General features: G+C 69.6%; 3 protein-coding genes. All 3 read right to left on the bottom strand.

The features are described 5' to 3' along the window. Window positions 1–94: 94 nt before the first annotated feature. Genes JOM49_RS22270 through JOM49_RS22260 form a run of 3 tightly spaced genes read right to left on the bottom strand, consistent with a single transcriptional unit; the run spans window position 95 to window position 13127 of the window. Entirely contained in the window at window positions 95–478 is a 384-nt protein-coding gene (locus JOM49_RS22270) for a VOC family protein (protein ID WP_209666182.1), read from the bottom strand. A gap of 26 nt (window positions 479–504) precedes the next feature. Next, window positions 505–4980, bottom strand: a complete 4476-nt coding sequence (locus JOM49_RS22265; protein ID WP_209666181.1) for a non-ribosomal peptide synthetase — start codon at window positions 4978–4980, stop codon at window positions 505–507. After that, window positions 4977–13127 carry a non-ribosomal peptide synthetase gene (locus JOM49_RS22260; RefSeq protein WP_209666180.1) on the bottom strand — a complete coding sequence of 2717 codons (8151 nt, stop codon included), beginning with the start codon at window positions 13125–13127 and terminating at the stop codon, window positions 4977–4979. The genes JOM49_RS22265 and JOM49_RS22260 overlap by 4 nt, the downstream gene beginning before the upstream one ends. Between the last annotated feature and the right edge of the window lie 2 nt (window positions 13128–13129).

Genomic DNA, 13129 nt, shown 5'->3' with positions numbered 1-13129 from the left:
CCCTGACTGCCGATCGGCATCGCCGGTACGCCGGCTCGTCGACGTGGGCGCGGTTGTCGGACTACCGCGTCCCTGAGGTATCCGCCGGCGGCGATCAGCGCATGATGCAGAACTCGTTTCCCTCGGGATCAGCCAGCTGAACCCACTCCGGGTATTCGTGGACGACAAATGCGCCCAGTTCCACAATTCGGGCCACTTCGGCCTCGGTGTCCTCGGCTTGCAAGTCGAGATGAACCCGGTTCTTGACTACTTTGTCCTCGGGCACCAACACAAAGAAGTAGCGAGGCGTCATCCCGGGTTCGGCCGTCACGAGCACCGTCGGATCGTCTTCCGGGTCGTCGATCCCGTTGGCCCGCAAGCGCCGCAACTCCTCCTCGTCGTAGGGAGCGACTTCGTAGCCGTCGAGTACGCCCGCCCAGAACCGCGCGAGGGAGGCGGGATGCCGGCAGTCGAAAATAATGTCCTTGATTCGTGCCATTCACGAACACTAGCGTGAATCATCGCTCACCCGCCATTGATTGTCTCCAGAAGGATCGCCGTGCAGACATCGGTCAACCGCCGCACGGTGTCGGCCGGGTGAACCTCTGTGTCGTACCTCATCAACGCATGCAGGCCATCCGCACGGCGTTCCACCGCGAGCGTCAGTTCGAAGTCGGCGTGCCCGGTGTCCACTTCGACCGGGATGAGTTCCACGCCAACGGCTTCCGGCAGTTCCCCCGCCACCTCCATCAGGTCGAAGGTGATCCGCGGCATCCCCGCCTCCGGTGGCGGCGAGTGCTGGTGCTCGCTCGCCTCCGCCATGGCTGTTCGCACCCGCCGCAGCGCCGAACGGAAGGAACGGTCGTCCCCGAACACGACCCGGAGCGGAACAGTGTTGACGAACTGACCGATCACTTCGGTGGCGCCGGGGTGGACGCGGTTGGCGAGGGGGACGCCGACCACGATATCGGTCTCTGCCGTGAACTGCCGCAACGCCAACATGAACGCCGTCAACAGCACGTTGTGTGGCGTCGCGTTCTCCGCTCTCGCGAACGCTGTGACGGCATTGATGACACCCGACGGCAGTTCGAGCCGGTGCTGGGCGCCCGCTCCCCCAGGCTCCCCGCCTAGGCGGCCCGGCAGGAGCAATCGCGACGAGCCGGCCAGCCGGTCCGCCCAGTACCGGGCCGACCGCGTGTACTCCCGGCCGGCTCGCTGCTCCTCCTCCCACACGGCGTAATCCGAATACTGCGAGATCATCGGTGGCAGGTCGCCTTCGGCCAGCTCGCCGAGCACCAGAAGGTCGCGGGCGAAGATGCCGCGGGACCCGCCGTCCCACAGCAACGGGTGCAATGTCGCCACCAGCACGTGTTCGAAGTCGTCCAGTCGCAACAACAGCACACGGGCCAATGACCCGTCGCGAAGGTCGAACTCGTGGTGTACCTCGTCGGCCACGATCCGCATCGCGCCGTCCATGTCGGGCACGTCGATGACCGCGAACTCGGGCCGGACCGATGTGCTGATCACCTGTCGCACCTCGGGGCCGTCGGTGTCGAAGACCGTGCGGAGCATCTCGTGCCTGTCGGCCAGCCGGTGCACCGCGGCCTGCACGGCGCCGGGATCCAGCCATCCCTTGAGCCGGGCGGCCAATGGCTTGTTGTACGACCAGCGCCGGCTCCAGACGCGTTGCTGTTGCCACGTCAGCGGAACCTGGGCGGGCCGAGTGCGCTCAGCCCGCCCGCCAACGGGTTCGGCTTCGATGCCCTGGTCACCCAGGTAGCGCGCCAGCTGGCCCACTGAAGGGCCTTCGAAGAGCACCTTCAGCGGCACCTGGAGGCCGAAGCGTTCAGAAATACGGGCTTGCAACACGGCCAGTTGCAGTGAGCTGCCGCCGAGCTGGAAGAAGCTGCTGTGCGGGCCCACTCGGTCCACGCCGAGGATTTCGGCGAAGATCTCATCGCCAAGAGTGCGTTCGACGGCGCTCCCGAGCTGTTCCCCGGTGCTTGCGATGGCGTCGAGCGCGGCGGCCGGGTCGGGCAACCCGGCCCGGTCGACCTTGCCACTCGAGGTAAGGGGGAACCGCTCGACGGGAATGATGACCTGCGGGAGCAAATGGGTGGGCAGCCGGTCCACCAGCCACGTTCGCAGCTCGCCGGCCGAGTGACTGGTGATCCGGTCGAGCTGGACGTAGGCGACCAACTGCTTGGCGCCGCCCGCTGGTTCGTGGACCGCCGCGACCGCGTGTCCGGCCTCCGGGTGTTCGCCGAGCACCGATTCGATCTCACCGAGCTCGATGCGCAGACCACGGATCTTGACCTGCTGGTCGGCGCGGCCGACGAAGTCCAGCGTACCGTCGGGCTGGTATCGAACCAGGTCTCCGGTCCGGTACAACCGGGCCCCCGGTTGCCGGCCGAACGGGTCCGGCACGAACTTGCCCGCGGTCATCCCCGGCCGCCCGAGGTATCCCCTGGCCAGCCCCGCGCCACCGATGTAGAGCTCACCAGGAGTGCCCGCCGGCACCGGGCTACCGTAGCTGTCCAGCACGTAGATTTGGTGGTTGGGCATCGGACGGCCGATCGGCGGCATCCGGTGGTAGGGCTGGTCCAGTTCCATCAGGGTCATCATCACGGTGGCCTCGGTCGGACCGTATCCGTTGATCAACCGGCGGTGCGGACGCTGCCACCGGGTGGCCAACTCGCCACCGAACGCCTCACAGCCGATGAACTGCACTCGCAGAGAGGGAATCGAATCCGGCGAGAGCAGTTCGAGCACCGCGGGCGGGATGTCGAACACGGTCACCTGTTCGCGGACCATCAGTTCGGTGAGTCCCTCGGGGTCGAGCAGGGTCTCCTGATCTGGGATGACCAGCCTGCCGCCGGAGCACAGAGCGGCGAAGATCTCCAGTACCGACACGTCGAAGCACACGGTCGCGAACTGGAGGACGCTGTCGCCCACCCCGATGCCGGTGCCTGCCAACGTGGAGGTGATCATGTTGGCCACCGCGCGATGGGAGATCATCGCGCCCTTGGGCTTGCCGGTGGACCCGGACGTGTAGATGACGTACGCGAGGCAGTCCGGGATGGTGGCTGCGACCGGCCGGGACGTCGACCGGCCGCCGTGTGCTCTGTCGACGCACACGACGTGTCCCCGATACGCCGTCAGCACGTCGGTGAGCGAGCTCATCGTCACGATCACCGGCAGCCGGGCGTCAGTGATCATGTCCGCCAAGCGGCCCGCCGGGTAGCGCGGATCCAGCGGCACGTAACCGCCACCGGCCTTCAAGATGCCCAGTATGCCGATCGGCAGGTACACCGAACGCTCGACGAGCAACCCGACCGGAGTGTCCTGGCCGACGCCGAGCCCGCGAAGCTCACGGGCGAGTCGATCCGCCTGCCTGTCGAGTTCCTGATAGGTGAGCTGACCGTCCGGCGCTGACACCGCGATCGCGGCCGAGTGGTCGACGGCCTGCCGCTCGATGAGCTCGTGAAGGCACTCTGCACGGCGGTCCACCGCGGTGTCGTTCCAGCCGAAGAGCATCCGGTCCAGCTCGGCCCCGTTCAGCATCGGCAGCTCCGAGAGACGCCGATCGGCGTCCTCGGCGACGGCGGCGAGCAGGTTGCCCAGGTGCGTCGTCATCCGGTCGCGGGTCGCATCGCCGAACAGGTCCCTGTCGAACTGGACGCGGCCGGTGAGCGCGCCATCGTACTCACGGAGGTCGATCGTGATGTCGAACTTGGCGACGCCGTTGTCCATCTCGATCGGAGCCAGCCGGTACGCGCCGAATTCCAGCGCCTCCGGTGGGCTGTTCTGCAGTGCGAGCATCACCTGGAACAACGGGTGGCGGGAGGTGTCACGGCCCGGTTGCAACTCGTCGACCAGCCGCTCGAACGGCAGTTCCTGGTGGGCATAGGCACCGAGTGCCGTGGCACGTACCGCCCCGAGGAGGTCCCGGAAGGTCGGGTCGCCACGCAAATCGGTCCGGAAGACCAAGGTGTTGATGAAGCAGCCGATCAGGTCCTCGGTCACCGGTTCGGTCCGGTTCGCCACGGGCGAGCCGATCAGCACTTCCCGCTGACCGGAATACCGGCCGAGCAACACGCTCACCGCGGCGAGCAGCGTCATGAACAGCGTGGCGTCCTCGGCCTTGGCGAGCAGCTTGAGCCCCGAAGTCACTTCCGCGGGAATCCACAGTGGACATGTCGCGCCCAGGAACCGCTGCGTGGCGGGGCGTGGGTTGTCCGTCGGCAGATCCAGGACCGTGGGCGCGTCGGCGAGCCGGTCACGCCAGTAAGCCAGCAGGTCCTCGAGCGAGCGGCCCCTGAGCCGGTCGCGTTGCCACGTGGCGTAGTCCGCGAACTGTATCCGCAGCGGAGCCAGCGACGGTTCGTGCCCTTCGGCGAACGCCAGGTAGCCCGCGGCGACCTCGCGGATGAGCACGTCGTCGGACCAGCCATCCGAGATGATGTGGTGGGTCAGGTGCAGCAGGAAGTGTTCCTGATCCGACAACCGGAACAACTGGGTGGTGAAAAGCGGACCGGTGGCGAGGTCGAACGGCGTCGCACGGGCGGCCGTCGCCCTGCGGAACGCTTCCGCCTCCGGGTCGGGCTCCGCACGCAGGTCCACCACGCGCACGTCGACCGGCACCTCCGCCTCGACCACCTGCCGTGCCTGCCCGTCGATCACCGGGAACCTGGATCGCATCACCTCGTGCCGGGCAACGACATGGCGCAGGCTGCGGGTCAGCACGTCCACCTCCAGCGGGCCGGTGAGCCGCGCGGCGAGCGGGATCGTGTTGTAGGAGTTGCCGGGTCCAAGGAGCTGTTCCAGCACCCACAGCCGTTCCTGGGCGAAGGAGAGCACGGCCGGGCCGTTCGCGGATCTCCTCGGGATGTCCCCCGCCGCTTCGGCGCGGGCCACGCCGCGGCCGTACCGCCACCTGCGCAGCAGTTCCGCCCTTGCCGGGGAAAGGCGTGCGGTGGCGTGCTGGAGCTCTTCGGTCACCGGAGGTCCCTCCGATCCAGGTGAGCGGCGAACGACATCAACCGGTCGTCCTCGAAGATCAGCCGGATCGGGAGGTCCGCCCCGAACGTGTCGTTGACCCGCGCGGTCATCCGGCCGGCCAGCAGGGAGTCACCGCCGAGCTCGAAGAAACGCGCCGACCGGGAGACCGTGGGGGTCCCGAGCATGTCCTGCCACAAGAGCGCGATGTCGGTCTCGGCTCCGGGCAGTGGCGGTTCGCCGTTCCCCGAACCCGTAGCCGAGGACTCGACCACCGCGATCCCGGCCAACGCGGCGCGGTCGAGCTTCCCGGATTGCGAGTACGGCATCTGCTCGACGACCACGAACGACGAGGGAACCATGTAGTCCGGCAGCCGCCTGCGCAAGGCGGCACGCAACCGTCCGACATCGAAGCCACCGGCGTTGTTCGACGCACGCACGTAGGCGACAAGACGGGCATCCCCGGGAGCCGGACCGCTCTTCACGAGCGCCACCGCCTCGGCGACGCCGTCGACTGCCACGAGTGCCGCCTCGACCTCCCCGAGCTCGACCCGGTGCCCACGAACCTTGACCTGGTCGTCCCGTCTACCCGACATCCGCAGCCCTCGACCGGTCCAGCGCCCACGGTCGCCGGTGCGGTAGAGCCGACTGCCTGGCGGCCCGGCCGGATCGGGCCGGTACACGTCCGCGGTCAGGCCGGGACGCTTGAGGTAGCCGCGGGAGACGCCGACACCCGCCGCCGTGATCTCACCGGTGACCCCGAGCGGTACAACATCGGCATCGTCGTCGACCACGCTGATCCTCGTACCGGGTAGCGGTCGGCCGACCGTGATCACGTCGTCGTCCAGCCGAGCCCACGTCGAGCAGAAACTGTCCTCGGTCGTCCCGTAGAGGTTGACCACCCGGCCGGGACTCAGCTCCCGTACGCGCTCGGCGAGCTGCGCGGACAGCGGTTCGCCACCGAGTCCGACGGTTCGCACCGTCGCCGGCCAGCCATCCATGTCGAGCAGGGCGGCCATACTGGACGGGACGGCGGTCACCATGGTGATGCGCGCGCGATCGGGCAACTCGCGCAGCTCGAGGATGTTCTCGGCCAGCACCGCCGTACCTCCGGCCGCCAGCGGTGCGAACAGCTCGAACAGCGAGAGGTCGAAACCGAGAGCGGTGGCGGCAAGCACCCCGCTCAACTCTTCGCCGCTGAATGAGGAACAGGCCCAGATGACGCGTGCCATCGCACCGCGGTGGGTGACCGCGACCCCCTTCGGCCGGCCGGTCGACCCGGATGTGTAGAGCACGTAGGCCAATTGCCGGTCATCAACCTGCCATGGCACCACGGACCCGGTGGGGACCTCAGCGACGACCTCGGCCACGGTTGCCGCGGGAACGCCCCACGTGTCCAGCCAGCTTTGGGTTTCCGCGTCACACAGCACGAGCCGTACCTCGGCATCGGCCAGCATCTCGGCACGCCGCTCCGCCGGGTCGGTCAGCCGGATCGGCAGGTACGCCGCACCCGCGGCGAGCACCCCCAACACCGCAACGACCAGCACCGAGGTCCGCTCGTGGCAGATCGCTATCCGGTCCTCCGCACCGATTCCGCGCCGCCGCAGGCCGACCGCGAGGCGGTTGACGTGCGTGGCGAGCGCCTCGTAGCTGAGCGAGCCGTCCCTCGCGGTGACGGCGATGCGATCGGGAGTCCGGGACGCCTGCCGGAGGACGGCCTCGGGCAAGGAGGAAACACCCATGTCCGGCACAGCGCCACCGTCGCCCCAGCTGGCGACCAGCGTGCGTTCGGCATCGTCGGCGAGATCGACCTCGTCGACCACTACGTCCACGTCCGACGCTACGGCGACAGCCAGCCGGACGAACCTGTTCGCGAGCTCGTTTATGGTGGATTCGTCGAAAAGGGTCGCGTCGTACTCGAAGGTGACGTCCACGTCGTCACCGGTGTCGATCAACACGCTCAGGTCGAACTTCGCGGTGCCGGTGCTCAACGGCGTCAGGTCGCAGCGCACGCCGCCGAGCGCGAGGTCCAGCTGCCGGGGCTGATCGGCGATCATCACCCGGAACAGCGGGGCTGCCTCCAGTGGCCGCCCGGCCGTCAGCTCGCGCACCACCATGGCGAAGGGCACCTCCTGGTAGGCGATCGCACCCCGCAGGTCCGCCCAGGCCCGTATCAGCAGCTCGCGGAAAGTCGGCCGGCCAGCCAGGTCGATGCGGAGCACAACCGTGTTGGCCACGCATCCGAAGATCCCGGCTCTCGACGCCGACGTACGCCCGGCCGCCGGTGTGCCGATCCCGAAGGACTTCTGCCCGCTCTGGACACCCAGAACCACACCGAGCAGAGCCGTGAGCGCGGCGAACCGGGTCGAGCCTTCCTTCCGGCACACCTCGTCGAGCGCAGCGACGGTGGCGGCCGGCAACCGCCTGACGGCGATGCCCCCCACCCGGCGTTCTGCGGGCGCGCTCTGCCGGTCCACGGGCAGTTGCAGGTCGGGCAGGTTCGCCAGACGCTCACGCCACCAGGCAAGTCCGGCAGCGGCGGGGTCGGCCCACTCGAGCTGTTGTGCCGCGGCCCATCGGGCGAAGGAGGGCGCCGACCGCGCCGTGCCGGAGTCGTCGGCCCAGAACTGCTCGATCTCACGAGCGAGCAGCTCCAGCGACCATCCATCACAGATGAGGTGGTGCGCCACGAAGACCAGCCGGTATTCGTCACCAGTCCGTAGCAACCGCACCCGCCACGCCGGACCGGCGGTCAGCTCGAAGGGCGTGCGGGCCTCAGCCGCGCCGAGGTCGATGGCTTCCTCCTCGGCCACCTCGGTCACCGCCAACCGGACCGGAGCGGCCGGCATGACCAGCAACCGGGGCTCCCCGCGTCGCACTGCGAACCGCGTGCGCAAGGTATCGTGCCGCGCGACGACCGCCGCCAACGCGCGTTCCAGCCGGGGTAGGTCAAGCCGGCCACGCAGGCGCAGCACAGCCGCGACGTGGTAGGCGACGTCCTTCGGAGCGAGCGAATGAATCAGCCAGAACCGTTCCTGGGTCGGGGAAAGCGGGAAGAGCTCGCCGTCGGCCGGTACCGGATCCTCCGTGACCGCCTCCCGGACCGAGGAGTCGACGTGCTCGGCGATGCCCGCGATCGTCGGCCGGGCGAGGAACGCCTCCAACGGGACCCGGACCCCGGTCCGTGTTTCGACAGCGGCCAACAGCCGCATGGCAAGCAGGGAATGCCCTCCCTGCTGGAAGAAGTCGGCATCCGGACCGGGAGCGGCTACCTCGAGCGCAGCGGACCACACCTCGGCGACCAGCCGCTCGGTGGACGTCATGGCCCGGCTGGCTACCACCAGGTCCGCCGCGGGCACCGGCATCCTGCCGAGCGCGGCGCGATCGAGCTTGTCACTGACGGTCCTGGGCAACCGATCCACCGGCACGTAGTGGTGCGGGACGAGTGCCTGTGGCAACGCCCGCGCCGCCTGCCATCGCAGTTCGTCCGCTTGAACCGCACCGACGACGTATGCGACGAGCGCAGCGTCCGGTTGCCCGGCGTTGTGCACCCGCACAGCAACCTCCCGAACACCCGCGCAGCCGCGTAACGCCGACTCGACCTCTGCCAGCTCGATGCGGACCCCACGTAGTTTGACCTGCCGATCCGCGCGACCGAGGAAGATCAGTTCGCCGTCGTGACGCCGGCGGACCTGGTCGCCCGTGTGATACGCCCGGGTTCCCGGCCGCTCCTGACCGGGATCGGGCCGGAACCGTTCGGCGGTGAGCCCTGGCCGCCCCAGGTATCCGCGGGCCACCTTGGGTCCGGTCAGCAGCAACTCACCCGGCGCGGCGGAATCGGTGTACCGCCCGTCTCCGGTGAGGATGTACGCACCGCTGCCGGGCAACGGGCTCCCGATGGTCACCAGCCGGCTGTCAGACGGATCGACCTCGGTGCCGGTCGAGTACGTGGTGTCCTCGCACGGGCCGTACAGATTCATGATCCGCCCGACACCCGCCTTGTCGAGTTCTCGGACCAGCCCCGACGGCAACGGCTCACCGGCGAGGTTCGCGGTGCGGACACCCGCGGGCCACTCGTTGGCGAGTAGCTCCCCGGCCACCGACGGCACGGTGTTGACAAGGGTGACGTGGTCGCGTTCCGGCAACCGGGGCAAGTCAAGGGTGTGTTCGGCCAGCACCACGGTGCCACCGACCGCCAACGTGACGACCAGCTCGAACACCGACAGGTCGAACACCAGCGGCGTGCCGGCGAGCACGCCTGCCACCTCGCTGGGCGAGTAGGTCCGCGCCGCCCAGCCGGCGAGCGCCGAGACGCCACCACGGGTCAGTGCCACGCTCTTCGGGCGACCGGTCGACCCCGAGGTGAACAGCACGTAGGCGAGTTGTTGCGGGTGCACCACCTCGTCAGTCAGCGCCCGGGGCCCCGACCGCGATCGCCACCACAGACCCGGCTCGTCGAGCACCACCTGTGGAACTCCGCCGGGGACCCGGCCGGCGGTCACGCTTGTCGTGAGCAGCACAGCCGGGCGCGTGTCAGCGATGAGCACGTCTTGCCGGGCCGAGGGCAACGCCACGTCGAGCGGAAAGAACGCGCCTCCCGCCCGCAATACCGCGAGCAGGGCGACCACCAACTCCGGGGTACGCGGCAACGCGACGCCGACACACACTTCCGGCCTCACGCCGGCGGCACGCAACCGCTGTGCCAACGCGTCGCTGGCCGCGAGCACACCCTGGTAGCTGAGGACGGTGTCACCCTGCCGCACGGCGATGGCATCGGGTTGCCGGACCGCTTGGGCACCCACCAGGTGGACGACGTCCACCGGAGCGTCCGCCCTCACCGCTCGCCTGCCCAGTTGCCTGGGGGTCGTAGCGCCGGTCAACTCGGCCACTGCACGTCCCGGATCGGCCAGCACCCGGCGCAGCGCCGTGAGGTAGTCCTCGATCATCAGGTCCGCGGTACGGCCGTCATAGCTGTCGCGTGCGAACTTCAGTGCGACGTGGGTCTCCCGTGCTCCCTCGCCGAGGGCGATCTCAACCGTCACGCCGACCGGTGTGTCCGGCGGCGGCAGCGGCACCATCCGCAGGTCCATCGCGCCGAGGGTGAGCTGCGCGTCACCGGTTCCCAACGCCAGCCCGGCGGTTCCTTCCGGCGCGAACCGCGGCGGCTGGTGCAGCACGAACAGCGTGTCGAACAGCGGGTTGTGGCCATCGTGGCGGGACGTGCACGTCGCCTCGACGATAGCGCTGAACGGCAGGTCCTGGTGGTCGAGCGCATCCAGCACCGTCCGGTGCACCCGCCTGGCCAGTTCGGCGAACGGGAGTCGCGCCGACACCTCGGTACGCAACGGCAACGGGTTGGCGAGGAAGCCGACGACCGACCGTGTCCGGGGCCGGCGACGACCGGACGCGGGTGACCCGACCGTGACCGGCATCGGGCCCGGACCACCGGCGCCGTAGGCGAACAGCACGGTTTTCCAGCAGGCGAGCAGAACAGCGAACGGGCTGACCCCGAGCTCGCCGGCCAGGTCGGACAGGGCTCCGGCAGCGACATCCGGCAACGCCCGCGTCACCAACCCGGTAGCCGGTGTCCTGGCTGCCGGGGCGTCCCGGTCGACGGGCATCGCCGGCACCTGGTCCGCCGTGCCCAGCGTCGCACGCCACCACTGCCGTAGGTGTTCCTGCTCGGCAGGAGTGGGCACACCGCCGTCGACGGCGACCGGGAGTTCCGGTTCCCCGCCGACGGTCAGCGCACGGTGGATCGTGTCGAACTCGACCATCAGCAACGACACCGACCACAGGTCGACAGCGGCGTGGTGCACGGTGAGGACCAGTACGTCGTGGTCGGCCCGCCGCAGGACACAGGCCCGCAGCAGCGGCTCGGCGCTGCCGAACGGCCTAGCCGCCTCACGGCGCAGGGCGGCGTCGGCCACGGGATCCGACCAGTCGCGAGCGTCCACAACGGACACTCGCAGCGCTGAGGACGGCAGCAACTTCCCGGTGGGCACGGGGTTGCCGGCGTCGAGCACGGTGCGCAACGCGGGATGACGTTCGGCCAGCAGGTGCACGGTGGCCTCCAGCGTCCGGATATCGACGGGCTTGTCGACCCGGAACGCACGGGAGAGCAGGTTCACCGAAGTTCCCTGGCGCCGTTGTTCCTGGTACCACGCGGCGATCTGGGTCGCGGACAACTCCGTGGCGGAACCGGTCGCGACGTTCTGCTCCACCCGTGTGGGCGCGTCAGCCAGCCGATCATCGAGCATGGTGGCCAGCGCGTCGAGTGACTCCGCTCCGGCGAGGGCCGTCGCGGCCAGTTCAATGCCGAACCGCGCCGCGAGATCCCCCTGTAGCTGCACGAGCATCAGTGAGTCCAGTCCGGCCGCCAGGAGCGAGCGGTCCGGATCCACCCGCTTGGCCGGCACTCCCGTCGCCGCGGCCAGCCAGGCGCGCAGTCCACCGGTGAGCGAGGTCCGCCGCTCGCCCGGATCGAGCCGGAGCAACGCCTCCCTGGTGAGCATCGGCGGCAAGGAGGTGCCGTGGCTCCCCTGTTCAGCGACCCGATCATCGGCCAGCAGCCGCAACTCGGCACTGAGGTAGGCCGCGCGGGTTGCCGAGCGGCGCACCTTGCCGCTCGTCGTCCTCGGCAGCGCGCCGCGCCGCGCGAACGCCACCACGGCCGGGCTGACGCCCGATTCGCGGACGACCGCGGCCCGGACCGCCGCGGCGACCGTGGCGTAGCCGGCGTCGGAGTCCCGCGAGCTGGCCGTCGATACCTCGACGACGACCACGAGCCGCTCCCCCTCCGCACCGTCCACGCCGAACGCGGCCACCGCGGTACCGCGCAGAGCCACATCAGCGGCCCGGACCGCCTCCTCGATGTCCTCCGGGAACAGGTTCCGGCCACGGATGACGACGGTGTCCTTGAGCCGACCGTGTACGCACAACTCGTTGTCCACCAGCAGACCCAGGTCACCGGTGCGCAACCACCCGTCCTCGGTGAAGGTCCGCGCGCCGGCATCCGGGTTTCCCCAGTAGCCCGCGGTCACGCTGCCTCCCCGGACCAGCACCTGCCCCGTACTTCCCGGCGGCAAGGCCGCGCCGGTCGCCGCATCGACGATCTTGATGTCCTGTCCGCCGAGGACGCTGCCGCAGCTGACCAGTTCCAGATCTTCGTTCTCGGGATGCGGCACGGTCTTCAGACCGCTACCACGGCGGCCACCGGACACGACGAGCGTCGACTCGGCAAGGCCATAACACGGGTACAGCGCCTCCGGCAGGAACCCGGCAGGAGCGAATGCCTCGGCGAACCGGCGCAAGGTACCGGCTCGCACCGGCTCCGACCCGACGAAGGCCAGCTGCCAGCACGACAGGTCCAGCGCGGCCCGCTGGCTCGGCGTCGTGCGGTCGACGCACATGTCGAACGCGAAGTTGGGTCCGCCGGACACCGTCGACCGGTCCTCGCTGATCGCCTCGAGCCAGGTCAGCGGCCGGCGCGCGAACACCTGCGGGGCGAGCAGAGTGCACGGGATGCCCGCCCAGAGCGGCTGCAGGATGCCACCGATCAGTCCCATGTCGTGGAACGGCGGCAGCCACACCAGGACCCGGTCCGCCGCGCCGATGGACATGCCCTCCTGGATGGCCGTGAGGTTGCTGGCGAGGTTGGTGTGGGTCACCATCACGCCTTTGGGCGTCCCGGTCGAGCCCGATGTGTACTGCAGGAAGGCGACGTCCCCGGCTGCCGGAGCCGGCTTCTGTCCCCGCGCGCCGCCCAGTTCGACCAGTCCGTCCGCGGTCACCGCGGCGACCGCGGCGGAGTCGGCGGCCAGCGGGTGCCGAGCGAGGCCGGCCGTGGTCGAGCGCAGTCCGGGTCGCGGTGGCAGCGGCACGGCGATCACCCGCGCGGCGAGGCACCCCAGGAACGCCGAAACGAAGTCGATGCCCGCGGGCAACGACAGGACCACGCGCTCCCCCGGCCCGACCGGCGCGAGTGCCTCCGCCATGTCCGCCACCGAGGCGGCCAGCCGGCGATAGGTGACCGCACCGGCCGGGCCACGACCGTCGGCCAGCTGCCGGAACGCGAGATCGTCCGGCCGTTCGGAGGCGAGCCTGCCCAGCCGGGCGATTATCGGTGACGCGTTGGCTTCCAGTATCATGA

The organism is Amycolatopsis magusensis (assembly GCF_017875555.1).
GTDB classification, from domain to species: Bacteria; Actinomycetota; Actinomycetes; order Mycobacteriales; family Pseudonocardiaceae; genus Amycolatopsis; species Amycolatopsis magusensis.
The sequence above is the reverse complement of the archived record's forward strand: the minus strand, read 5'-3'. Positions and strand labels throughout refer to the sequence as shown.